The sequence below is a fragment of the Cupriavidus basilensis genome (genome assembly GCF_000832305.1).
In the GTDB taxonomy this organism is placed as follows: domain Bacteria; phylum Pseudomonadota; class Gammaproteobacteria; order Burkholderiales; family Burkholderiaceae; genus Cupriavidus; species Cupriavidus basilensis_F.
Genome location: NZ_CP010537.1, coordinates 1,551,797 through 1,573,349, shown reverse-complemented (window position 1 = coordinate 1,573,349; position 21,553 = coordinate 1,551,797). Strand labels below are relative to the sequence as shown.

General features: G+C 65.3%; 24 protein-coding genes. 12 read left to right on the top strand and 12 right to left on the bottom strand.

What is annotated here, in order from left to right; translation table 11 throughout:
* Positions 1-4: 4 nt before the first annotated feature.
* Both RR42_RS27680 and RR42_RS27675 read right to left on the bottom strand, forming a co-directional pair.
* Positions 5-1,276, bottom strand: coding sequence for an efflux RND transporter periplasmic adaptor subunit (locus tag RR42_RS27680; RefSeq protein ID WP_043354696.1), 1,272 nt, complete (start codon positions 1,274-1,276; stop codon positions 5-7).
* Between the two features lie 143 nt (positions 1,277-1,419).
* Positions 1,420-2,343 (bottom strand): alpha/beta hydrolase, encoded by a 924-nt coding sequence (locus RR42_RS27675; RefSeq protein ID WP_043354695.1) that lies wholly within the window; start codon positions 2,341-2,343, stop codon positions 1,420-1,422.
* Between the two features lie 295 nt (positions 2,344-2,638).
* Between RR42_RS27675 and RR42_RS27670 the strand changes: the two genes are divergently transcribed.
* On the top strand, positions 2,639-3,595 hold the full coding sequence (locus RR42_RS27670; RefSeq protein ID WP_043354693.1) for a LysR family transcriptional regulator: 957 nt from the start codon (positions 2,639-2,641) through the stop codon (positions 3,593-3,595).
* 33 nt (positions 3,596-3,628) lie between these two features.
* Here RR42_RS27670 and RR42_RS27665 read toward each other — a convergent pair whose 3' ends face one another.
* Positions 3,629-4,093 carry a RidA family protein gene (locus RR42_RS27665; protein WP_043354692.1) on the bottom strand — a complete coding sequence of 155 codons (465 nt, stop codon included), beginning with the start codon at positions 4,091-4,093 and terminating at the stop codon, positions 3,629-3,631.
* Between the two features lie 171 nt (positions 4,094-4,264).
* On the opposite strand from RR42_RS27665, the gene RR42_RS27660 reads away from it, so the two are divergent.
* From RR42_RS27660 to pstS, 3 genes are all read left to right on the top strand, one after another.
* Complete coding sequence (locus RR42_RS27660) at positions 4,265-4,933, top strand: helix-turn-helix transcriptional regulator (protein ID WP_043354690.1); 669 nt, start codon at positions 4,265-4,267, stop codon at positions 4,931-4,933.
* 121 nt (positions 4,934-5,054) lie between these two features.
* On the top strand, positions 5,055-5,873 hold the full coding sequence (locus tag RR42_RS27655; protein WP_043354688.1) for an alpha/beta hydrolase: 819 nt from the start codon (positions 5,055-5,057) through the stop codon (positions 5,871-5,873).
* A 237-nt stretch (positions 5,874-6,110) separates the two neighbouring features.
* Complete coding sequence (gene pstS, locus RR42_RS27650) at positions 6,111-7,154, top strand: phosphate ABC transporter substrate-binding protein PstS (protein WP_052495018.1); 1,044 nt, start codon at positions 6,111-6,113, stop codon at positions 7,152-7,154.
* A gap of 75 nt (positions 7,155-7,229) precedes the next feature.
* Here pstS and RR42_RS27645 read toward each other — a convergent pair whose 3' ends face one another.
* Positions 7,230-7,484 (bottom strand): hypothetical protein, encoded by a 255-nt coding sequence (locus tag RR42_RS27645; RefSeq protein ID WP_043354686.1) that lies wholly within the window; start codon positions 7,482-7,484, stop codon positions 7,230-7,232.
* 89 nt (positions 7,485-7,573) lie between these two features.
* The gene (locus RR42_RS27640) at positions 7,574-8,350 is read right to left on the bottom strand and encodes a CDP-diacylglycerol diphosphatase (RefSeq protein ID WP_043354685.1); all 777 of its coding nucleotides are present in this window, start codon (positions 8,348-8,350) and stop codon (positions 7,574-7,576) included.
* Positions 8,351-8,796: 446 nt separating this feature from the next.
* Between RR42_RS27640 and RR42_RS40545 the strand changes: the two genes are divergently transcribed.
* Both RR42_RS40545 and RR42_RS41520 read left to right on the top strand, forming a co-directional pair.
* Positions 8,797-9,042 (top strand): DUF3562 domain-containing protein, encoded by a 246-nt coding sequence (locus tag RR42_RS40545; protein WP_158408322.1) that lies wholly within the window; start codon positions 8,797-8,799, stop codon positions 9,040-9,042.
* Positions 9,043-9,272: 230 nt separating this feature from the next.
* A complete protein-coding gene (locus RR42_RS41520) occupies positions 9,273-9,401 on the top strand; it encodes a hypothetical protein (protein WP_269083432.1) in 129 nt (42 codons plus the stop codon).
* Positions 9,402-9,496: 95 nt separating this feature from the next.
* On the opposite strand, the gene RR42_RS27630 is transcribed toward RR42_RS41520, so the two are convergent.
* Positions 9,497-10,492: an SGNH/GDSL hydrolase family protein gene (locus RR42_RS27630; RefSeq protein ID WP_419188913.1), complete on the bottom strand. Its 996-nt coding sequence runs from the start codon at positions 10,490-10,492 to the stop codon at positions 9,497-9,499.
* 313 nt (positions 10,493-10,805) lie between these two features.
* Positions 10,806-11,354, bottom strand: a complete 549-nt coding sequence (locus RR42_RS27625) for a TetR/AcrR family transcriptional regulator (RefSeq protein ID WP_236702208.1) — start codon at positions 11,352-11,354, stop codon at positions 10,806-10,808.
* Between the two features lie 174 nt (positions 11,355-11,528).
* On the opposite strand from RR42_RS27625, the gene RR42_RS27620 reads away from it, so the two are divergent.
* From RR42_RS27620 to RR42_RS27610, 3 genes are all read left to right on the top strand, one after another.
* Positions 11,529-12,584, top strand: coding sequence for a sugar phosphate isomerase/epimerase family protein (locus RR42_RS27620; RefSeq protein ID WP_043354680.1), 1,056 nt, complete (start codon positions 11,529-11,531; stop codon positions 12,582-12,584).
* A 47-nt stretch (positions 12,585-12,631) separates the two neighbouring features.
* Complete coding sequence (locus RR42_RS27615; protein ID WP_043354679.1) at positions 12,632-13,519, top strand: alpha/beta fold hydrolase; 888 nt, start codon at positions 12,632-12,634, stop codon at positions 13,517-13,519.
* Positions 13,520-13,728: 209 nt separating this feature from the next.
* Positions 13,729-15,063: an MFS transporter gene (locus tag RR42_RS27610; RefSeq protein ID WP_052495016.1), complete on the top strand. Its 1,335-nt coding sequence runs from the start codon at positions 13,729-13,731 to the stop codon at positions 15,061-15,063.
* Positions 15,064-15,112: 49 nt separating this feature from the next.
* On the opposite strand, the gene RR42_RS27605 is transcribed toward RR42_RS27610, so the two are convergent.
* Positions 15,113-15,919, bottom strand: coding sequence for a GntR family transcriptional regulator (locus RR42_RS27605; protein ID WP_144409979.1), 807 nt, complete (start codon positions 15,917-15,919; stop codon positions 15,113-15,115).
* A gap of 13 nt (positions 15,920-15,932) precedes the next feature.
* Here RR42_RS27605 and RR42_RS40030 point away from each other — a divergent pair, with 13 nt between their 5' ends.
* Positions 15,933-16,136, top strand: a complete 204-nt coding sequence (locus tag RR42_RS40030; RefSeq protein WP_144409978.1) for a hypothetical protein — start codon at positions 15,933-15,935, stop codon at positions 16,134-16,136.
* 15 nt (positions 16,137-16,151) lie between these two features.
* On the opposite strand, the gene RR42_RS27600 is transcribed toward RR42_RS40030, so the two are convergent.
* Together RR42_RS27600 and RR42_RS27595 are read right to left on the bottom strand one after the other, a co-directional pair.
* Complete coding sequence (locus RR42_RS27600; RefSeq protein WP_043354676.1) at positions 16,152-16,448, bottom strand: hypothetical protein; 297 nt, start codon at positions 16,446-16,448, stop codon at positions 16,152-16,154.
* A gap of 460 nt (positions 16,449-16,908) precedes the next feature.
* Entirely contained in the window at positions 16,909-17,151 is a 243-nt protein-coding gene (locus RR42_RS27595; RefSeq protein ID WP_043354674.1) for a hypothetical protein, read from the bottom strand.
* Positions 17,152-17,439: 288 nt separating this feature from the next.
* On the opposite strand from RR42_RS27595, the gene RR42_RS27590 reads away from it, so the two are divergent.
* A complete protein-coding gene (locus RR42_RS27590; RefSeq protein WP_043358072.1) occupies positions 17,440-18,084 on the top strand; it encodes a LysE family translocator in 645 nt (214 codons plus the stop codon).
* Positions 18,085-18,152: 68 nt separating this feature from the next.
* Positions 18,153-18,956, top strand: a complete 804-nt coding sequence (locus RR42_RS27585; RefSeq protein ID WP_043354673.1) for a BPL-N domain-containing protein — start codon at positions 18,153-18,155, stop codon at positions 18,954-18,956.
* 139 nt (positions 18,957-19,095) lie between these two features.
* Here the strand turns inward: RR42_RS27585 and RR42_RS27580 are convergent, their stop codons facing one another.
* Both RR42_RS27580 and RR42_RS27575 read right to left on the bottom strand, forming a co-directional pair.
* Positions 19,096-20,010 carry a glutaminase gene (locus tag RR42_RS27580; RefSeq protein WP_043354671.1) on the bottom strand — a complete coding sequence of 305 codons (915 nt, stop codon included), beginning with the start codon at positions 20,008-20,010 and terminating at the stop codon, positions 19,096-19,098.
* Between the two features lie 85 nt (positions 20,011-20,095).
* Positions 20,096-21,253, bottom strand: a complete 1,158-nt coding sequence (locus RR42_RS27575) for an MFS transporter (RefSeq protein ID WP_043354670.1) — start codon at positions 21,251-21,253, stop codon at positions 20,096-20,098.
* Positions 21,254-21,553 lie beyond the last annotated feature (300 nt).

The window sequence follows — 21,553 nt, the reverse complement described above, 5'->3', positions numbered from 1 at the left end:
CGGCTCAGGTCACCGGCTTTGCGTCGGCCGCCTTATCCGTGGCTTTCTCCGTGGCCGCTTGCTTGCGGTCAGCCGATTCGCCGCGTTGATCCAGTTCGCGCTTGAACGCCATATCGACCGGCTTGGGTGCGACCGTGATGCCGGGGCGCACACGCTGCAGCCCGTTGACCACGATCTTCTCGTCGGCCTTCAAACCCTGGCGGATCACGCGCAGCCCTTCATACGACGGCCCAAGCGTGACTTCTCGATAGGCCAGCTTGTTGGCGCCATCGAGCACCAGCACAAACTTCTTGCCCTGGTCGGTGCCGATCGCGCGGTCGTTGATCAGCACCACCGGGTGCGGCGAGCCACCGCCGAGCTTGATGCGCGCATACAACCCCGGCAGCAGGCGGCCGTCCGGGTTGTCGAACACGGCGCGCACACGGATGGTGCCGCTCTTGGTGTCGAGCCGGTTGTCCAGCGACTGGATATGGCCCTCGCGCGGATAGTCCTCGTCGTTGGCCAGGCCCAGGAACACCGGGAGCTTTGACTGGCCACCTTCGCCACCGGACGCTCCGGACGCTTTGTCCGCCGTATAGCGCAGGTAGGTCTGCTCATCGAGCTCGAAGCTGGCATACACCGGCGAGACCGATACCACGGTGGTCAGCACCGGCGTGCCGGCACCGGCCGCCACCAGGTTACCCACCGTGATCTCGGCGCGCGATACGCGCCCGCTGACCGGCGCGGTGATGCGCGTATAGGTCAGGTTGAGGCGAGCCACATCCAGCGAGGCCTGCGCGGCACGCACATTGGCGATGGCTTCGCGCGAACCGTTGTCGCGCTCATCGAACTCGCGGCGCGATACCGCGTTGTCCTGCACCAGGCGCTGCGCGCGGGCCAGCTCCGTCTGCGCGTGGCCGGCACGCACTTGCGCGGCGGCCAGCGCGGCTTCGGCGCGCGCCACCTCTGCGGCATAAGGACGCGGGTCGATGGTAAACAGCGGATCGCCCTTCTTCACCAGCGCGCCTTCACGGAAGTGCACGGCGTCGATGGTGCCGCCAACGCGGGCGCGAATCTCGACCCGGTCCACCGCTTCCAGACGGCCGGAGAACTCATCCCATTCGGTGATGGTCTTGCCAAGGGCCGCTGCCACGTCCACGGTGGCGGGTGCTGCCGGGCCAGGCACGGCCTGCGCCTCGCCAGCGTGCCAGGGCTTGAAGATCGAGGTGGCCAGGCCAGCGCCGAGCACTGCGACGATGGCCAGGGCAATCATGGTGCGTCGAGTTTGCTGATTCATTTTCTTGACTCCGTATTCCGTCTGCGGGTTTTCTTCAACTGGAAAGCAAAAATAGGACGAACGCCCCCGCCGGAGCGCGCCAAGGAGGCGCGCCCGGTACGCCTGCTGCTCGCAGGCCGGCTTGGCTTGTTGGTAACGCGGGATCAGCCGGGCGGGCTGGCTCCTGTCTGGCGTTCGGCCTTGGGTGAGGCGTCGTCGTCGCCGGCAAGATGGCCTTGCAGGTAACGCGCGCCTTCGTTTATCCACACCTGACATCGGTCGTGGGACACTTCCACGCCGGCGCCACAGGCACCGGGCATGATCTGGACCTGCGCGGGCACACTCGCCGTGCACAGGCGGCTGACAAAGGCTTCGCCTTCGGCGCGCAAGGCATCTTCTTCCGCCACCTGCACAAAGGTGGGCGGCAGGCCGGCCAGCCGCGACGCCAGCGCCGGGGCCGCGTAGGGATGCACGCTGGCGGCCGGGGTCGGCAGGTAATCGCGGTAGTAGCCCGCCAGGCGCTGGAGCATTTCCAGCGGCACGCTGCGCCCGCCCTGCCCGACCGAGCACGAGGCGTGCTGCAGGCACGGATCGGTCACCGGGCGGATCAGCCACTGCGCGCGCGGCTCGGGCAAGCCGCGGTCACGCAGCATCTGCGACAGCGCGATCGCCAGGTTGCCGCCCGCCTCTTCACCCACCAGGGCAAAGCGCAGCTTGTCCACCTTCAGGCGGCGCGCATGGCGCAGCACCCATTCGGCGGTATGAAACACGTCCTCCGGCGCCGCCGGGAACGGAAAATCGGGGGCCAGCGAATACGCCGGAGTGACCACCACCGCTGGCACGGTAACCGCCAGCGAGCGCGCCAGGCGCTGGGATTTCTCCAGGCTGCCGTCCACAAAACCGCCCGCATGCAGGTAGATCAGCCACGGCAGCAACGGCGCCGCCTTACCCTCCGGATAGCCCGGCGGGTAATTCAAGCGCACCGTGATGGTGCGCCCGCAGCTCTCCACCTCATGCTCGGTCACGCGCCCCTCGGCCAGTTCGGCTGCTAAGGCTGCTGCTGCGGCTTTCGATTGCGAGGGCGACATGTCGGTCACGTGCGGCGCGAGGGCGACGCATCCATTGCATATTGCGATGCAGCGAATTATGGTGGTTGATGAAGGTGGGATAAAGCGAGGCTTTACCAATGCACTGTTTCTCCGGTGAAATAATCGGGCATGTGGCGCCAGGGAAACCCTTTGCTGTGCAAGGTCATCCATTTTGTGCTCCACTCCCGCACCTGCGCATCCGCGCAAGCCGTCATGAGCCACGCTGGGCCGCACCCCACCCGGGTACCTGCCCCGCCAGCCAGACCTGCTTGTTTCCATACCCAGGGGAGTGAACATGGATCGTCTCGTATCAATGCAGGCCTTCACCCGCGTGGTGGATGTCGGCAGCTTTGCGCGCGCAGCCGAGGCCATGGACCTGCCCAAGGCCACGCTCACCCGGCTGATCCAGAACCTGGAAACCCATCTCGGCGTGAAGCTGCTGCACCGGACCACCCGGCGCATCAGCGTGACCACCGACGGCGCCGCTTATTACGAGCGCTGCGTGCGGATCCTGGCGGACGTGGAAGAGGCCGAGCAATCCCTCACCCACCAGAACAACACGCCGCGCGGCACGCTGTGCGTGGACACCACCGCCGGGCTGGCGCAACTGGTGCTGATCCCCAAGCTGCACGAGTTTTTTGCCGCCTACCCCGAACTCAAGATGGAACTCACCATCAACGGCAAGCCCATCGACCTGCTCAAGGAAGGCGTGGACGTGGTGCTGCGCGTGGGCGACCCGGTGGACGACACCATGGTGGCGCGCCGCATCGGCCAGCTGCGGCTGGGGCTCTACGCCTCGCCGGTCTATCTCAAGCGCAACGGCACGCCCGCCCAGCCCAGCGAACTGATGCAGCACCGGGCCGTGAACTACCTGTCCAACCGCACCGGCCGCGAAGTACCGTGGCCGCTCGGGCAAGGCGAGCAGCGCACGGAAATGCTGCTGCCCTCGTCCATTTCCACCAACGATGGCGACGTCTACCTGAGCTGCGCGCTGGAAAGCCACGGCATCGCCCGCATCGCGCGCGCCATGGCCCTGCCCTATGTGGAAAGCGGCCGGCTGGTCGAAGTCCTGCCCGACTGGCCTACGGACTCGTTGCCGATCGCCGCGATGTACCCGCAGAACCGCCACCTGTCGGCCAAGGTCCGCGTGTTCGTCAACTGGGTGGCCGAACTGTTCGCGCAACATCCGCAGTTTGGCGAGACCCAGGCAGGACAGCCTCAGCCATCCCGGCAACCCAAACTGGCAGCCTGAGCACAACACCGGCGTACTGCGCACTGGCACCGGCTACACCGCGCCGGAGGACGCGGAAGACGTCGAGCCCTCCGCCACGGCCAGCGCCTCCACCTCGAACAACATCCCGTCAAGCGCCAGCCGCGGCACCGGAATCAAGGTGCACGCCGGCTTGGGCGCGTCCCCCCAGGCCCGCTCCACCGCCGCCGCCAGCACGGCCAGGCGCGCCTCATCGTGATCCACCACCAGCACGGTCAGCTTGGCCACATGGCGCAGTTGCGCGCCCGCGGCGGCCAGCGCCACGCCCAGGTTGTCGAACGCCTGGCGCACCTGCGCCTCGAAGCTGTCCGGCAGGCTGCCATCCACGCGCTCCCCACCCTGCCCGGCCACGCAGACCAGGCCCGCGCCGGGCGCGACCATCGCCACATGGGAATAACCGTTGGCGCTGGGATCATAGAGGCCAAGCGGATTGAGCATGGCGAGCTGACGCGATGCGTGTTGGGTACGAGCGGCTTGCATGGGACGATTTCCTTGGTAGACAGCACTGGGACAGCACTGAGTCAGCACTGAGACAGCGTTGAGACAGCGTTGAGACAGCAATCATCGGCTTGGCCGGATGCAGGACAGGCTCGACATCACCGCCCGCCTGCCCTAATATCCAAGACAGTTTTTGGATATTAGGGCGCACCCATGAATTATGCAAACAATAACTTGGATAACCCTACAGGGTCTCCGGGTGATCGCATCCTGTTCCTGCTGAAGACCAAGGGCGCGGCATCGACCACGCAAATCGCCCAGGCGCTGGGCGGCACCGTCGAGGCCGCGCGCCAGCAGGTGCAGAAGCTGCTCGCCGCCGGGCTGATCGAGGGCCGCCAGCAAGGCGCCAGCGGCGCAGGCCGGCCGCGCCAGGACTGGACCCTCACCGCCAGCGGGCACGGCCGCTTTCCCGATACCCACGCGCAACTCACCATCCAGCTGATCGGATCGGTGCGGCAGTTGTTCGGCGAGCAAGGCATGGACAAGCTCATCGGCCAGCGCGAGTCCGAAACCCGCGCCCAATATCTGGCGGCCGTCGCCGGCCAGGGCGAGTTGCCGCAGCGGCTGGCCACGCTCGCCGCGCTGCGCTGCGCCGAAGGCTACATGGCGCGCCTTGAGCAAGACGGCAACGACTGGCTGCTGATCGAAGACCATTGCCCGATCTGCGCCGCTGCGCAGACCTGCCAGGGGTTCTGCCGGGCAGAGCTGCGGATCTTCCAGGAGGTCGTCGGCGCGCAAGCCACCGTCACCCGCGAAGAACATCTGCTGAGCAACGCGCGGCGCTGCGTGTATCGGGTCAGCGCCGCAGCGCAGGCGGCATAGCCGGCAAAGCTGGTGTTTGCGTGGATTGGTCATCCCCGCCACCGGTGCTATCTTGCTGCGCAGCCACAGCCGCCGTACCCCGCCAGCCAATTCGAAGTTCTAACCCCGCTGAAGACATCCCATGCCTTGCCACCAAGCAAACACGCCGGCGCGATGGCTGCGCCAGGCCACGCTCAGCCTCACGCTGCTGCTCTGCACCCTGGCTGCGCGCGCGCAGACCGCGCCACAAGTCGTTGACATCCCGACCCGCCCGGGCGTGACGCAGCGCTTCCTGTATCTGGCGCCCGCACAGCCCACGGCCGCGGTGATCCTTTACGCGGGCGGGCATGGTGGCCTGAACATCTACCCCAACGGGGGCATTGCCTGGGGTGCCGGCAATTTCCTGGTGCGCTCGCGCCAACTCTTCGTCGACAACGGCTTCGCGGTTGCCGTCATTGATGCGCCGAGCGACCGGCTGTCCTGGCCCTACCTGAGCGGCTTCCGCCTGTCCGCCGAGCATGCCGAAGACACCAAGGCTGTGATCGCCTGGATGCGCAGCCACACCAACCTGCCCGTCTGGCTGGTCGGCACCAGCCGCGGCACCCAGTCGGTGGCGTCCACCGCGATCCGGCTAGCGGACGATGGCGGCCCCGATGGCATCGTGCTGACCGCCACCATCCTGCGCGACGATCGCGGCCAACAGGTGCCGGCGATGGCCCTCGACAAGCTCAAGATTCCCGTGCTCGTGGTTCATCACGAACAAGATGGCTGCAAGCAGTGCCCGTACGACGAGGTGCAAGGTCTGATGGACAAACTGGCCAAAGCCCCCAAGGCCGGATTGATCCATTTCGCCGGCGGCAAAAGCGTTGGAGACCCGTGCGAGGCCATGTCCTACCACGGGTTCAACGGGATCGAGCCGCAAGTGGTGAAAGCGGTGGCGGGATGGATGGCGGAAAAATAAAGACTCGGCAAGCCATCATGACAGTCCGGCAACAGCATCATGACAACGCGATGACGCACCGTTGCGCCGCCCCGTCGCACGTGCAAAACGCCTTGCCGGTAACAAGGCAGCGAGTGCTAGGATAAGCCTGTGACCTCTGCGGCGGCCCACGCCGTTGCAGCGTTACATGCAGTACGTCCAATACGGGCGTACGTGCGCCAAGTGCGCCGTTCACTGACATGCCCGGGAGGTTCCAAAATGACTCCGACCCTCTCTTGGCAAAACGTGAAACGCAGCGCCACGCTCACCAGTCTGCTCATCAGCCTGTTCGCCAGCTGTGCGCCTTGCGCGCACGCGGGCGATATCACCGGCGCGGGCTCCACCTTCGTCTATCCGTTGCTGGTGAAATGGGCGGCCACCTACTACACCAAGACCGGCCAGGAGGTGAACTACCAGCCCACCGGCTCGGGCAACGGCATCCGGCAGATCAAGGCAGCCAATGTCACGTTCGGCGCCTCCGACATGCCGCTCAAGCCCGATGAATTACGCGCAGCCGGGCTGGTCCAGTTTCCGCTGGTTGTCGGTGGCGTGGTGCCGATCGTCAACCTGGATGGCGTAGCCGCGGGCCAGATCCGCTTTACCGGCCAACTGCTGGCGGATATCTACCTGGGCAAGATCGCCAACTGGGCTGACCCGGCCATCGGCGCGATCAACCCCGGCATCCACTTCCCCAATCAAAAGATCCTGGTCGTGCATCGCAGCGACAGCTCCGGCACAACCTTCAACTGGGCCGACTACCTGTCCAAGGTCAGCGACGAATGGAAAGGCAGCGTGGGCTCGGGCACCACCGTCAAATGGCCGGCAGGCGTCGGCGCCAACGGCAACGAGGGCGTGGCCACCTACATCAAGAATGTCAAAGGGGCGATCGGCTATGTCGAGCTAACTTACGCACTGCAACGCAAGCTGCCCTACACGGCCGTGCGAAACCGGGACGGTGCGTTTATCGAGCCCGCGCGGGAGAGCTTCAGCGCAGCGGTGGCGTCCGCGGACTGGAGCCAGCACCCCGACTTCTATCAGGTCATCACGGACGCGCCCGGCATGCAGGCATGGCCAATTACCGGCGCCGTGTTCGTGATCATGCCAAAGTCCCCGAAGGATCCCGCCGGCGCCAGAGCCGCGCTCGCGTTCTTCCGCTGGGCACTGAATGACGGGCAGGCCGACGCCGCGGCAGAGCACTACGTGGCGCTGCCACCCGCGCTGGTCAAGCAGATCGAAGCCTACTGGGGAGAGAACCTGAAGTGAGTGCGAGCGGTGAGTTCGGGTAGCGAGTTCGGGTAGCCCTGCGCTGCAGCGGGTTCCCGGGTTCCCGGTTTCCGCTCAGTGCTCCGTATCGCCGGCGTGGGCGCTCCAGTCGATATGGTCCGAGAGATAGTGCCTGTAGGCGTACTCGACATCGGCATCGGCGTCCTCATGGGCCTGGAGCGGATTGTCCCTGCACATGGGGCAAGTGTGGCGTGATGACGCTTGCGTCTGCGTGCCCTCGGTCATGGTCACAAACCCTCTGTAACGCCCCCAGGGCAATTCCTCAACAGAAGTGACGAGGAACAGATCGCCGCGCTGATACGTTGCCATGACTGCACTCCTGCATGCTGATCGGGGACATTCATTCTAGCAACGGCTTGCGCGAGCGCAACCCCGTTCTGGCAGCCTCGAAGCCGAGGTTACTCAAGCGCCGCTGGCGCGTCTTCTTGCACGTCCTCCTGCGCCAGTTTGCACTGGCGATCCAGGAAATCGCTGGCGTGGCCGTTGCTGCCAGCCGCACGATCGACCGGCTGGTCCACGATGACAAAGCCGCCCCTGTCCGCGGCATCCGCCACATAGGTGACAAACACGCCCCGGTCCGGCACGGCTGACGCCGCCTCGCCAAGACGATGCTTGATGAGCAGGAATGGATTGATGGACATCGCTCCCTGCGGCGAAGGCACGAAAACCGCCTGTACCGGCTTGCCCATGAACCGCAACGCCGTCCAGGTGGTGCCGATACGCGCGCGCGCACCAGCGACAAAGTCCCTGGCATCCCGGCTGATGCAGTCCAGATGGATATGCATCTGCTCCTGGCTGCGCGCCGCCTTTGCATTGATCGCCAGCCCCAGGATGCCATCGGGCAACGGCCGTGCGCGTGCCCGCCCGACAAACCGTCTCACGTCCCAGCCGAATGCCCACGGGTTCGCCGCGCCGTCCTCCCACACGCCGCGATCCTCCACGCCAGTCACCCGATGATCCGGAATGACGAGAAAGTGCGAGCGGCCGATTGCATCCTTGTAGAGCACAAAGCCTTTGTCACGGTCCACCACCACGCAATCGGGGTGCTGCGGCGCGCCGGGCACCAGGCAGCGCGCCTGCACGTTACGCCACAGCCCGTCCTTGGCAAACATCGCAAGCAACCCGACGTCCGCATCGGCCCAGGCGCTCGGCGCCATGCATAGCACCAGCAGCATGGCCAATCGCCGCGCCGTGGCACCAAAAACAAAAAGAGCCATCAACCTGACGGCTCCACACCCCGCGAACAAACAAGCAAAGCACACCCCATCCCCGGCATTCCTGGACGCACGGCGAGACAACAAGGCGAGAAAGTGGCCAACCGACTCGCTACGACGATCCAGGCCTGGGGCAGTCGTGGGTATTGGCATGCAGAACTTATCCACCTGAGTCGGCATAGCGTGCATTGTGCAGGACAAACATGGCAACACGATGGCGTGTTTGGCGACGCTGCATTCCTATACTCAACAATGCGCGCCACCGATTGTCAGGCGAGTGCCTGACCAAGCCCTTTCGCCCTTTCGCTCTTTCGCCCTTTCGCTCTTTCGCCCTTTCGCCCTCAAGCGACAGGCGACAGCACAGCACCGCATCACGCACCGCCGCTTCCTGCAGGGTGGCAGGCAATATGAGAACCGAATCACAATCCTCAATGATCGCCAGGATATCCGAAGCCCTGAAAGTCCCGGTGGAGGAGGTGGAGCGCGCGTATCTCGCCGCCTGGCACGAGCTTCAGGCCGACGCCAAGATTCACGACTACCTGCCACTGTTTGCCGCCAGGCGCGTGACGGAGGCGTTTCGCAGACAGCGCCAATCCGCAGCGCTGCCACCCCCGCCTGTTCCGGCATCGGCCGTGCCGCCGCGCTACGTTTAGCAGCCGAAGGGGCCGAAGTCATCGTTGGCGCGCCGCACCTGAACTAGAGCGGCGGCAGAGCGCCTTTCCTAAGACCACCGGCTTTCTGCGTACCAAACGCCGCTTTGTGCGACCTTTTCCGCTTGTCCGCGTAGCACGGACACGGACAAACCTCCTACGCCGCACACGCTCTCCCCCACTATCGATCAGCTTCTATCGAGAGGACTCTGGCCCCCAAGCGCAGCGGCACAATGCGCGACAGCCTGCCCGCGTTCACACTGCCCACTCAGCCGCCGGCCAGTTCAGAGTTTGCGCAGATTGCCGCACGCCAGCAGGCCTGGCTCGACGAAGCCAGCCGGCAGCTCGAGCGGCTGGCCTGAGCGCAAGCACGCCCGCGTGCTGTGGGGCCATGCCTGAAAAGAGCGAACGCGCTGGAACCCGACGATTCTGCAGGTGAGTCTATCCGTCACCAGGCTCAGCGACCAAGACCGCTCCCGGCGATCTGCCGCTCCACGAACTGGGCGAACAATGCATGCAGGCGCGTCGCCGGATGAAGGTCGTCGGCGAACATGTAGGTCTGATCGGCATTGGCCGTCACGTAGGTAGCCGGCGCGCACAGCAAGGCCGTGTCGTGAGGCGTTTTCGCGGGATCGCAGGCGACGCCGGTGTTTGACACGACAAAGCCATTGGCCTGAAAGCTCGCGATGACCTGGTTCTCCCATGCATAAGAATCGATCTGGATGACCTTGCCTTGCAGGCCATCGGCCTGCAAGGCAGCGTTCAAGCTGTTGTTGAAGATTTGCGATAGCTGGGTCAGGTTTGCCCCGCCGTCGGCCGAGGCGACGCCTTTGGGCGCCAGTCCGACATTCGGGACATTGACCACGACGACATGCGTGGCGCCGTTCTGGATGATCTGTCCGACAATTTGAGCCAAGGTGGCTGCCGCCGCCTGCACGGTCTGCGCCGCGGCCGGCAGTGCCCCGGCGCGAAGCACGTCGTTCGAGCCGCCCCAGACCAGCACCAGCTGATTAGCGTTGAAGCTCCCGTGTGCGGACAAGTAGCTCGAAACCTGCTGGTTGACGGGCATTTCGACGTTGCCGATCACGTCGGTAAGAAAATCGTTCAGGTTTGCCGGCGTTGCCACCGTAGCGCCGCCCTGCGCATAACCCAGGCCGCTTTGCGCATGTAACTGATGCGTGATGTCGATCGTAAACGCGGCGCTTAGCGTATCGCCGTAGTATTGCGCAACGTCCTGTGTCCACACTTGCCCCGGATTGGTTGTGAATCGCCCCCCGCCGACCGCGCTAGCGATCGGCGCAAAGGTCCCGACGTCCGACAGGCTGTCGCCAAACGAGACAACTTGCAGAGCAATGCCGCCCGCCGGGGCGCCCGCGCCGCTGCCGTTACCCGAGCCGCCTGCGCCGCCATCCCCGCCGCACGCGGCAACCAGCGAAATCACCACGGCAAGCATTGCGGCACGCAACTTGTCATTGCTTCCTTCATGGCTTCCTTGCATGGTTTCTCCCCCGCAGGTTGGCCGGGCAACCGCCCCCACGTGGCGGGCTGATCGCCAGCCCGCAGTGCGCTGTTGCGACAGGCACCTTGTCAGGCTGACGAGTGCAAAGCGCACATTGCCGCCTCGCCGCTGATCAGCGGCCCATCAGGAGACAAGCAAAGGTCTCTGCGCGATGCAGCCTGACCCATTGAGTATAGTGACCTGGACGCGCCGTGCTGTCGGTACGGTGCCGGACATGGTGGTCATTCGGATGTCGATCCTGCCCCGATCAGCAGGCCGCGGCGGCATCCAGAGCCAGCATCGCGGGCGCGATCATCGCCTGCAAGCGGGCGCGGCTGACGCCGTCTCGGGCCTGCACGGAGATGCCGTGCAGCAGCGCGCCGTACAGATCGCCGAGCGCGGCGATGTCGGTGTCCTGCCGCAGTTCACCACTTTCCACCGCCGCATGCAGCCGGTCAATGATGGACTGCGTGCGCTGGCGGCGATGTTCCGCCAGCCAGTCAGCCACCGCTTCGTTCTCGATGGCGCAGCTGCTGGCGGCGGACACCACCAGGCAGCCATGCGGACGGCCACGTTTGGTGTAGGTCCGCGCCGCGTCGTTGAGCAAACGTTCGATGGCCTGCCTGGCCGACTCTTCTTCCTGCATGGCGCGATCCGCGAAACCGCCTTCGCCTGCTTCGTATAGCGCCACCGCTTCCCGGAACAACGCTTCCTTGCTGCCGAACGCCGCGTAGATGCGCGCCGAGGCCAGGCCCAGCGCCTCGACCAGCGTCGACATCGACGCGCCTTCATACCCTCGCTCCCAGAACACGGTCATGGCCGTATTCAGGGCTTGGTCTCGATCAAATTCTCTGGGGCGTCCGGCCATGTTCTGCTCGTGAGTGAATGCTGTTGCGGCGTGCATTTTACCGTCGCCGCGCCTAACACGGTTGACTTCGTCATCCTTGCCGTCTATTCTTTGTCGCTCGACAAATAATAGGCGATTCAATCCATGCAAACGATCAAAGGCCCAAGCCTCCACCTCGCCCAGTTCAGCGACACACAAGCGCCGTTCGACACGCTGCCCGCCATCGCCAAATGGGCCGCCGAAACAGGGTTCAAGGCATTGCAGATCCCGGCTTGGGACGAGCGCCTGTTCGATGTGAAAGCCGCAGCGCAAAGCCAGACATACTGCGACGAAGTCAAAGGCACGCTGGCCGAGCACGGCCTGGTCATCAGCGAACTGACCACGCATATCTTCGGGCAGCTGGTGGCGGTGCATCCCGCCTACGATGCGATGTGCGACAACTTCGCGCCGCCCACGCTGCGCGGCAATCCGCAGGCGCGCACCGCGTGGGCGCTGGAACGCCTCGAGCTTGCCGCCAGGGCGTCGCGCCGGCTCGGCCTGACCGAGATGGGCACCTTCTCCGGCTCGTTCGCGTGGCCTTACCTGTTCCCGTTCCCGCAGCGCCCGGAGGGCTTGATCGAAGCCGCCTTCGACGAACTCGCCAAACGCTGGTTGCCGGTGCTGAACGCCTGCGATGCGCAAGGCGTCAACCTTTGCTACGAGATCCACCCCAGCGAAGACCTGCACGACGGCGCCACCTTCGAGCGCTTCCTCGGCCTGGTTGGCGACCATCCACGCTGCCACATCTTGTTCGATCCCAGCCACTTCGTGCTGCAACAGCTGAACTACCTGGACTACATCGACTTGTACCGCGACCGCATCCGCATGTTCCACGTCAAGGATGCCGAGTTCAATCCGAGCGGGCGGCAAGGCATCTACGGCGGATATACCTCGTGGACCGAGCGCGCCGGACGCTTCCGCTCGCTGGGCGATGGCCAGGTCGATTTCAAGTCGATTTTCTCCAAGCTTGCGCAATACGACTACCAGGGCTGGGCCACGCTCGAGTGGGAGTGCTGCCTGAAGAACCAGGAAGACGGTGCACGCGAAGGCGTGGATTTCATCAACCGCCACATCATCCGCACGACCTCGCGCATCTTCGACGACTTTGCTGGCGCCACGGTCAACAAGGCGCAGATCGGCCGCATGCTCGGCATCGCCTGACACCGGCAATGCATCCAATCCATCAACGCCATCCACCAAGGACATCCATGCAAGACAACGCCCAACACACGCACACTTATGTGCGCATTGACGGCCACCGTGTGCACTGCGTCACCGCAGGCAGCGGCCAGCCGGTTCTGCTGATTCCCGGCTGGCCGCAGACGTGGTTCGCCTGGCGCCATGTCATGGCGGCACTCGCGCAACGCGGCTTCCTCGCCGTCGCGGTCGACCCGCCGGGCACCGGGCATTCCGACCGGCCACCCACGGGCTACGACACCGGCGCCACTGCCCACACATTGCACCGCGTCATGGCCGCACTGGGCCATGACCGCTATCAGGTGGTCGGCCACGATGTGGGCATGTGGGTGGCCTACGCGCTGGCCTGCGACCATCCCGGCGCCGTCACGCGGCTGGCGCTGACGGAAGCCGTGATCCCCGGACTTGCGCCTGCTCCGGGCATCTTCGCGCCGCCTGCTGAAAACAAGTTCCTGTGGCACTTCATGTTCAACCAGGTAGCCGATCTGCCCGAGACGCTGATCGCCGGCCGCGAGGCCGCCTACCTGAATTTCATGTTCGACCAGTGGTCCCATCGCCGCGACCGCGTGGCCGTGGACACCTACATCGCGGCCTATTCGGCGCCGGGCGGCCTGCGCGGCGGTTTCGCCTACTACCGCGCAATTCCGGAAACGGTGCGGCAGAACCGCGAACGCGCAAAGCGCAAGCTGGCGATGCCGGTGCTAGCCATCGGCGCGGAGCACGCGACCAACGACGCGCCGCTGGTGACGCTGCGCGACAACGCCATCGACCTGCGCGGCGTGGTGGTACCGGACTGCGGCCACTTCATCATGGAAGAGGCGCCAGAGGCATTCATGGCTGAACTGCTGCCGTTCCTGGAAGCGCAGCAGGCAGGGCATGCGCATGTCCGCTCAAGCTGACGCGCCGCCGCCCGCGAGCAGCGCAGCATATCGCTCGCGGGCGGCATTCTCCGCGCGAATGCGGTCGGCCCCGGAACATCAAGCCCCATTTTTTACCTACACGTTTTCCGCACTGGCGCTCTATTCTGTAAACCATGCCCGGTGGCGCAGCCCGCACATTCACGGGGGCACCTTCGATTGGTTTTCCGAGGACGTGTACGTGGTCCCCCATGTCCAAGCACTTCAAACGCGCCTCTGTGAAAACGCCGGCCGCGCCCGCTCGTCATATTGCCGAGGGCAGCGACCGAACCCTGCTGTATTTCGGCTGGCTGACCCTGTTCATCTATCTGGCAACGCCGGCCGGGTTCCTGGTTGATATACAGACGTCATACCTGCTCAAGAATCAGTTGCATGCAACGGCGACGCAGATCTCGACGTTCCGGCTGATGACGGGCATACCCGTGTACATCGCGTTTGCTTTTGGCCTCGCGCGCGACCAATGGAACCCGCTGGGATTGCGCGATCGCGGCTTCTTCCTGATTTTCGCCCCGGTGACCGCGGTGGCATTCCTCTGGATCGCGTTTTCCGGTTTCTCATATGCGGGACTGCTCATCGGGATGCTGCTGGCCATGCTGTCGTCCCGATTTGTCGCCGCAGCCTATCAGGGCCTGATCGCCCTGGTCGGCCAGGAAAAGCGCATGTCTGGGCGCCTGAGCGCGCTGTGCAACGTGGTCAGTTCCGTCCCGGTCGTTGCGGGCGCGTTCGCTTCCGGGTACATCTCCGATCATCTTGCCGCGAAAGAAGCCTTCATCCTGGTGGCGACAGTCACTTTAATGATTGCCGTGCTGGGGCTCTGGAAGCCCGCTTCCGTCTTCGGCCAGATCTACGAGCAGCCGCAAGCCAGGGGCGCGGATCTCGTTGGCAATGTCAGGCGGCTGGCCAAGCATAAGGCCGTCTATCCAGCGGTGCTCATCTGCTTTCTGTGGAACTTTGCGCCAGGAGCGGCCACTGCGCTGCAGTTCTACCTGACCAATACGCTGCACGCATCGGATTCCGTCTACTCGTACTACAACGGGATCTTTGCCGCCGCGTTCATCCCGACATTTTTGCTCTATGGCTTTCTGTGCAAGAAAGTACCGCTGAACAAGCTGCTGTGCTGGGGAACGATCGTCGCGGTGCCGCAGATGATTCCGCTGGCCTTCATTCACTCAGCCAATCTCGCGCTTGTGTTGGCGGCGCCGATCGGGCTGATGGGCGGTGTCGCCACGGCTGCCTACCTCGATCTCGCGATGCGGTCCTGTCCGCCAGGCTTGCAAGGCACCTTGATGATGCTGGTGGATGGCGTTTTCGCGCTCTCGGCGCGTGCCGGCGATCTGCTGGGCTCATGGATCTACGGCAGCAGCCCAACGCACGGATTCACCTACTGCGTGATCGCGACGACCGTGGTGTACGCACTGATCCTGCCCTTGATCCTGCTGACGCCGAAAGAACTGATTGCCACCAGGGATGGCGAACAGAACCCGGAGGTCGAGGCCGAGGTGCTAAGCGAGATCCGGGAAACGTGAGCGCGTGACTAGTGCCGTCTGGCCCTTCTGGACCGTCGGGAGCATGGGGTCAACTTGACCTCAGCGTGAACGCCAGAAGCAGCACGTTCACGATAAGCAAGCCATAAAGAAGTGCCATGCCTGCGGAGATGGCCGGGCGCGGTTCATGTTTTAGCGAGGCGCGCCGGTCTCGCTTGCGCTTCCAAACCCAGGCCACACCAATGCCGACGGCGGCGAGGCCCGCCAGCAAGCCTGACATCAAGCCTGACATCGCCACGGTGCCGGAGGCTGGCTCGGACGGGACTTGCCCGGTTCCGATTGAGGTCGGCGGGGCCTGAACGTCGGCGGCGGCCGGCGCTGTCGGCTCGCTCGGCTTCGCGCTCTCTGGCACGGCAGCCAGTTGAACCGGCGTCGCCAGGTCTTGCGCGGGAGGTGCTGGCTCCGGCTTTGGCGGGACAGGGGCCGCAACGGCAGTGCTTGGCGCAACGGTCGTGCTCGGCGCAACGGCGGGCCGCGCTGGCCTCATGCGGGCGGCATCGCGCCACCGCCACCATTCATGGAACAGGCTATCAAGACAGCGCACGGAGCCGCAGGCATCGCGCTTGCCGCGCCAGGCGCGAACGTCGGCATCGTTGGTGATGCCGCTGCGCAGCAGCTTCTGCTGTTCGGCATAGATGCGCTCGTAGCGCGTCGAAAGCTCCGCGTTATCGCAGACCAGGTGCTTGTTACGCGGGCGCCCGCCGGTCACCAGCCCACATCGCATCCCGTTGCCGTTTGGATCTTCACAGCGGACCGATCCCGCGCCGGATGCTGACTTACAGTCGATGTCGGAGGCCTGTGCGCCATGCAAGGCAGGCAGGCCCAGGGCAACGAGCACGGCCAGGTGTCCTATGACCCTGTTCATCACGGCTCCCCATCGACACGGCCACATCGGCCTTGAGATTCAACATAGTCGATGGCCGCATGGGGCTGCAAGCGGGCGATTGGCGGCGCGTGTTGCAGTGCACTTTGTCTGGCGCCGCCAAGCCGAGATGCGCGCGAAGTACCGTATCGGTGTCATGCGCCGCGCGGCCATCTTCGCCCGCTGTGGCTAAACGGGCCGCCAGCCATCATCCATCGCCGCCCTCGCCCTCACCCGCATCCTCCTGGGCGGCCAACTCGCTCAACACGAGCGTTTCATGCGCGAGCACGGCAGCCAGCGAAAGCAGATGGCTCTGCGTCTTTTCGGTGATGTTGCAAAAGGAGCCGCCGGCAGCATTCTCGACAGCCACCGAAAGCAGCGCGTTGAGTTGCGCGGTTTTCTCGGCGGCAAGGCTGAGCGGGCTTTCGGAAGGGGCGTGGGCCGTTAGGAAGGTGTCACGCCCGGCACGCTGAGCGGTGATGTTGTACTGCGGATACCTATGCATCGGGCGCCCTCCGTTGGGAGGCGCGCAGGCGCTGGCAGAGGATGGCTGGCTTGGGCGGTGAGAGTTGCCCGGGACGGGCGAGCGAAGACTGGGGCATGGGTGTGCCTCCTTTTTCACGCGGATTCGACTCCGCTCCCCGCTGCTAATCGGGGTGGGCGGGCGCAAGGCGAGGTTAGCAGACCGGGAAAAAGGAACCGGCGAGCCCGAAGGCTCCCCCGCCCAGGCCCGCCCGTAGGGGCGCACGAAGGCGTGACGGACAAAAAAGCCGCCTGATGGCGGATTGTCCACCTTTTTCCGCGGGCTGCTAAACCCGGTCGCTGTGGTTGCAACGACCTGCGCAGTATAACGGCACCAAGTACGCTACAAACCACCCGCTACAAAAAGTCACACTGCTACACCATCCGCCGGTAAAAAGCACCAAATCGACGTTTACCAACCCTTTCCGGGCTGCAACCGCACCCTAGGCCAGCCGTTTCGCCAGCTCGGCGCCGTGGGCAAAACCCGCCGTCTCCGCCGCGTCCGCCGTGTGGAACAGGTCCGTTACCTTGGACGATTCCAGCAACGTCCCGGCGGCCCGGATGTTCGTGCCGGGGCGGCAGACCCGCACCGTGTACTCCCAGACCGTGGGCGTTCTCGGCCGCACCTGCACCTGTACTTCATGGGTCTCGAAGACCCGCTTCTTCCACGCGTATTCTTTGATCATGGCTGTCTCTGCTCTTGATTGGAGAACCGCAACGTAGCCGGCCGAACGCGACTCGTTCAAGCGCGCATCGCAAGCGCCATGGCGGTTGCGGGCTACCGTTGCGTTCTAACCATCATCGTATCAAAACACGCCATGCCTGCTCATCTCGTGCAATCCCGGCTTGCGTTTTTGCCAATTGCGCGACACATGGCGCGGCAGTGCCGGGCATGCCAGGCACTGGACAATCTGCCGGCAGGCAATCATCCTATGATTCCCGCCCGCCCACGCGTGCGCCAGCCAGATTGCACCATGACACTCGCCACCCTGCTGCTCTTCATCTTTGCCTCGGCCGTGACCATTGCCACCCCCGGGCCGACCGTGCTGCTGGCCCTGAACAACGGCTCCCGGCATGGCGTGCGCAAGGCGTGCTGGGGCATGGCCGGGGCGCTGGCCGCCGACGTCATCCTGGTCGTCACCGTGGCCGCAGGGCTTGGCGCCGTGATCGCCGCGTCCGAGCATGCCTTCGAGGCGATCAAGTGGTTTGGCGCCGCCTACCTGGCCTATGTGGGGTGGAAGATGCTGCGCGCAGGCAAAATGCCGCTGACGGCGCAGACGGTGCGGCAGACCGAACCGGATACGGCCGCGGCGCGCGGCCGCGTCCTGTTCTCGCGCAGCTTCCTGGTGGCGCTGACCAATCCCAAGGCGCTGCTGTTCATCTCGGCCTTCCTGCCCCAGTTCATCGATACGAGCGCGGCGTTGCTGCCGCAGTACGCCATCCTGACGCTGGCCCAATGCCTGCTGAACCTGGCCGTCATGCTGGTGTACGCGGCACTGGGCGCGCGCATTGTGCACGCCTTTCGTGGCGATGGCATGCGCTGGCTGAACCGGCTGTCGGGCGGCACGCTGATTGCGCTGGCAGGCGGGCTGGCGTTTTACCGCCGCGCGCAAGCCTGAGGCACGCAGCACCGCTGCCGCACCAGCGCGCTCAAACGGACCAAGCGGACCAACCGAGCCAGACCATCATGCAAAAGCCCCAGATCCTGACCTATATCGACGCCGGCACCTCGGACGGGACCGCGCGCCTGATGCGGATGATCGGGCAGCAGTTGCTTCCCGGCGCGTACGAGATCCGCGCGGTCATGGCCGACGACATCCGGCAAGACGAGACGCTCTTCGATGATGCCGTGATGTTTGTCATGCCAGGCGGTGCTGACCTGCCCTATTGCGCAGCCCTGAACGGCGCGCCCAACGCGCGCATCCGGCGCTTTGTCGAAGAAGGCGGCGCCTACCTGGGCATCTGCGCGGGCGCGTACTACGCCTGCAGGGAACTCGCCTTCCATGCCGGCACCGCAGGCGCCATCTGCGGCCCGCGCGAACTGAGCTTCGTGGATGCCGTCGCGGTTGGCTGCTTGCCCGAACTCACCCGGGGCGTCGCGTATGACGCAACGCCGCGAAGCACCGCGGCAGCAGAAATACGCACGACCCATAGCCTGACCCATGCCCCGATCACGCTGTATGCGCACTACCACGGCGGCTGCCGCTTCGACTTCGGCGAGGCAACACACCACGCTGCGCAGATCCTGGCCGTCTACACGGGCCTGGAAGGCACCCCGCCCGCCATCGTCAGCGCGCCCGTGGGCAAGGGCTGCGCCATCCTCACGGGCATCCACCTGGAAATCTCCGACCGCGAGTGCAAGGACGCCCTGCGCGGACACAGCGACAGGACGGCGCACCTGCACGTTTGCCGCAAGCTGGCGCAAACGGGAGACGCCCGGCTGGCGGTGTTTCGCCACTTGCTGGCGCATGCCGGGCTGATGCTGGGTTGAGGCTGGGCTGACTGGCTGGGTTGACCGGAACAAACGGATTTCCGGCTCCGGGCCGCTTCGATCCGAGCGGTATCGCGCCCTGCCTACCGCAGCGCCAGGCGAAAGGCAGAAGCCATATTGTCCTGTTCTCGCTGCCCACTCAGAAAATCGAATGCCCGCTCAACGTGGTCAGCCATTCCAGCGCCTGCACCCCGGCCAGCGAGTTGCCGCTGTGATCCAGCCCCGGCGACCAGACGCACACGGCCCACCTGCCGGGCAGCACCGCCACAATGCCGCCGCCCACGCCGCTCTTGGCCGGCAAGCCCACCCGATAGACAAAATCCCCCGCAGCGTCATAAGTGCCGCAGGTCAGCATCAGGGCCGACAGGCGCTTGGTGGGGCTGGCGTCCAGCACGCGCTCGCCGCTCCACGGCACCACCCCGCCATGCGCGAGGAACAGCGCCGCGCGCGCCAGGTCCTCGCAGCTCATGGTGATGGCGCATTGGCGGCAATAGGCGTCGATGACCTTGTCCACCGGCATCTCAAGGCGGCCAAAGTCCTTCATGAAATACGCCATGGCGCGATTGCGGTCCGCGTGCTCGCGCTCGGACTGCGCCACGCGCGGGTCGTAATCGATCGCCGGGTTGCCGCTGAGCCGGCGCAGGAACTGCACCATGGCGGTCTCCGCCTGCACAAAACGGCTGCACAGCACGTCGGTCACCACCAGCGCGCCCGCGTTGATGAACGGATTGCGCGGCTTGCCTTGCTCGTACTCCAGTTGCACCAGCGAGTTGAAGGCATTGCCGGAAGGCTCGCGCCCGACCCGCTGCCACAGGTCCTCGCCCAGCAGCTGGAACGCCAGCGTGCAGGCAAACAGCTTGGAGATGCTCTGGATGGAGAACGGCACCGCGGCGTCGCCCACGCAATGGCTGCGGCCATCGGCAAACACCAGCGCCATGCCGAAATGGGTAGCGGGCACCTTGCCGAGCTCGGGGATGTAGTCCGCTACGCGGCCCTGGGTGAGCAAGGGCGCGATGTCGCGGTGGATGCGTTGGAGGATGTGTGCGTAGTCCATGCCGGGCCCAAAGAAAACGTTGCTGGCAACATCCTACAGCCCGACTGGCCCCGCCGGGACTCCGCGTGCCATGGCGCGGCTGGTACTAAGCCGCCACCCGCCCACCCCGATCCAGCGACGCCGACACCCCCACCGCCAGCAACGCCAGCGCGGCCACCGCCGCACCCAGCCACGGCAGCTGGGTGAGCGGCAGTCCGGCGCTGATCATCAGCCCGCCCAGCCACGCGCCGGTGGCGTTGCCCAGGTTGAACGCGCCCTGGTTCAGCGTGGACGCCAGGTTGGGCGCGCCCTTGGCCTTGTCCAGCACGCGCACCTGCGTGGCGGGCACCACGGCAAAGCTCACCATGCCCCACGCAAACAGCGTGAACAGCGTCGGCACCGGAAAATGGCTGGTCCACGAGAACACCAGCTGCACTACCGCCACCGCGGCCAGCAGGCTGGCCAGCGCGGGCATCAGCTTCCAGTCGGCCAGCTTGCCGCCAGCCAGGCCGCCCACGGTGATGCCGGCCCCGAACAGCAGCAGCACCATGCTCTCCTGCTGCGCGGTGAAGCCCGTGACGTCGCGCAGGATGTAGGCGATGTAGGTAAACACGGTGAACATGCTGACCGATGCCAGCGTGCTGATCAGCAGCGCCAGCTGCACCTGCGCCGCGCCAATTGCGCGGAACTCGCGCAGGATGCTGCCGGCCTGCATCGGGATGGCCTTGGGCAACCAGGCCACCAACGCAGCCGCGGCGGCCACGCCGATCACGGTGACGGCCCAGAACGTGGAGCGCCAGCCCAATAGATGCCCAAAGGCAGTGCCAAACGGCACGCCCAGCACGTTGGCCACCGTCAGCCCGGTAAACATCAATGCCACCGCCTGCGCGCGCCGCCCACGCGGGACCAGCTCCGCAGCCACCACCGCGCCAATGCCGAAAAACGCCGCGTGGCAGAACGCCGTGACCACGCGCGCGGCCATCAGCAAGGCATAGTTGGGCGCCAGCGCGCACAACGCATTGCCGAGGATGAACAGGCCCATCAGCCCCACCAGCGCGGTCTTGCGCGGCCACTTGTTGGTCAGGATGGCCAGGATGGGCGCGCCCGCGGCCACGCCGATGGCATAGCCCGAGACCAGCATGCCGGCAGCCGGCGCGGAAACGCCAAGATCAGCGGCAACGTCGGGCAACAGCCCCATGATGACGAATTCGGTGGTGCCAATGCCAAAGGCCGCGGCAGCCAGCGCGAGAAGCGGTAATCGCATGATGTTGTTATTGAAAAACGAGAGCGAGAGAGAGATCGGTGAAGCTTGCGGGTGCGGTGCGCACGTCCGGCGCAGAGGGACGACGCGCGCGCCGTGGCGTGAAGAACGGCTAGCCACGTGAGGATGAGCGGCGCATGTCGGCGCACCGGCACGATCGCGCAAGTGCCGCATTTTGCGCCAATTTCGCGCGGCGCGTTGGCGGGCGCGCAAAAAACCCTGCGCCCGGAGCGGTCGCAAGGCCATAGGCTACGCAGTACTACTCAGCGCCTGCGCCCAAGCGCGCAGCCATTGCGCAGTACT

Excerpts from the sequence above, each read along its gene's own strand:
- RR42_RS27680 (WP_043354696.1), bottom strand. The coding sequence starts at position 1,276 with ATGAATCAGCAAACTCGACGCACCATGATTGCCCTGGCCATCGTCGCA.
- RR42_RS27675 (WP_043354695.1), bottom strand. The coding sequence starts at position 2,343 with ATGTCGCCCTCGCAATCGAAAGCCGCAGCAGCAGCCTTAGCAGCCGAA.
- RR42_RS27670 (WP_043354693.1), top strand. The coding sequence starts at position 2,639 with ATGGATCGTCTCGTATCAATGCAGGCCTTCACCCGCGTGGTGGATGTC.
- RR42_RS27665 (WP_043354692.1), bottom strand. The coding sequence starts at position 4,093 with ATGCAAGCCGCTCGTACCCAACACGCATCGCGTCAGCTCGCCATGCTC.
- RR42_RS27660 (WP_043354690.1), top strand. The coding sequence starts at position 4,265 with ATGAATTATGCAAACAATAACTTGGATAACCCTACAGGGTCTCCGGGT.
- RR42_RS27655 (WP_043354688.1), top strand. The coding sequence starts at position 5,055 with ATGCCTTGCCACCAAGCAAACACGCCGGCGCGATGGCTGCGCCAGGCC.
- pstS (WP_052495018.1), top strand. The coding sequence starts at position 6,111 with ATGACTCCGACCCTCTCTTGGCAAAACGTGAAACGCAGCGCCACGCTC.
- RR42_RS27645 (WP_043354686.1), bottom strand. The coding sequence starts at position 7,484 with ATGGCAACGTATCAGCGCGGCGATCTGTTCCTCGTCACTTCTGTTGAG.
- RR42_RS27640 (WP_043354685.1), bottom strand. The coding sequence starts at position 8,350 with ATGCTGCTGGTGCTATGCATGGCGCCGAGCGCCTGGGCCGATGCGGAC.
- RR42_RS40545 (WP_158408322.1), top strand. The coding sequence starts at position 8,797 with ATGAGAACCGAATCACAATCCTCAATGATCGCCAGGATATCCGAAGCC.
- RR42_RS41520 (WP_269083432.1), top strand. The coding sequence starts at position 9,273 with ATGCGCGACAGCCTGCCCGCGTTCACACTGCCCACTCAGCCGCCGGCC.
- RR42_RS27630 (WP_419188913.1), bottom strand. The coding sequence starts at position 10,492 with ATGCTTGCCGTGGTGATTTCGCTGGTTGCCGCGTGCGGCGGGGATGGC.
- RR42_RS27625 (WP_236702208.1), bottom strand. The coding sequence starts at position 11,354 with ATGACCGTGTTCTGGGAGCGAGGGTATGAAGGCGCGTCGATGTCGACG.
- RR42_RS27620 (WP_043354680.1), top strand. The coding sequence starts at position 11,529 with ATGCAAACGATCAAAGGCCCAAGCCTCCACCTCGCCCAGTTCAGCGAC.
- RR42_RS27615 (WP_043354679.1), top strand. The coding sequence starts at position 12,632 with ATGCAAGACAACGCCCAACACACGCACACTTATGTGCGCATTGACGGC.
- RR42_RS27610 (WP_052495016.1), top strand. The coding sequence starts at position 13,729 with ATGTCCAAGCACTTCAAACGCGCCTCTGTGAAAACGCCGGCCGCGCCC.
- RR42_RS40030 (WP_144409978.1), top strand. The coding sequence starts at position 15,933 with ATGACCCTGTTCATCACGGCTCCCCATCGACACGGCCACATCGGCCTT.
- RR42_RS27600 (WP_043354676.1), bottom strand. The coding sequence starts at position 16,448 with ATGCATAGGTATCCGCAGTACAACATCACCGCTCAGCGTGCCGGGCGT.
- RR42_RS27595 (WP_043354674.1), bottom strand. The coding sequence starts at position 17,151 with ATGATCAAAGAATACGCGTGGAAGAAGCGGGTCTTCGAGACCCATGAA.
- RR42_RS27590 (WP_043358072.1), top strand. The coding sequence starts at position 17,440 with ATGACACTCGCCACCCTGCTGCTCTTCATCTTTGCCTCGGCCGTGACC.
- RR42_RS27585 (WP_043354673.1), top strand. The coding sequence starts at position 18,153 with ATGCAAAAGCCCCAGATCCTGACCTATATCGACGCCGGCACCTCGGAC.
- RR42_RS27580 (WP_043354671.1), bottom strand. The coding sequence starts at position 20,010 with ATGGACTACGCACACATCCTCCAACGCATCCACCGCGACATCGCGCCC.
- RR42_RS27575 (WP_043354670.1), bottom strand. The coding sequence starts at position 21,253 with ATGCGATTACCGCTTCTCGCGCTGGCTGCCGCGGCCTTTGGCATTGGC.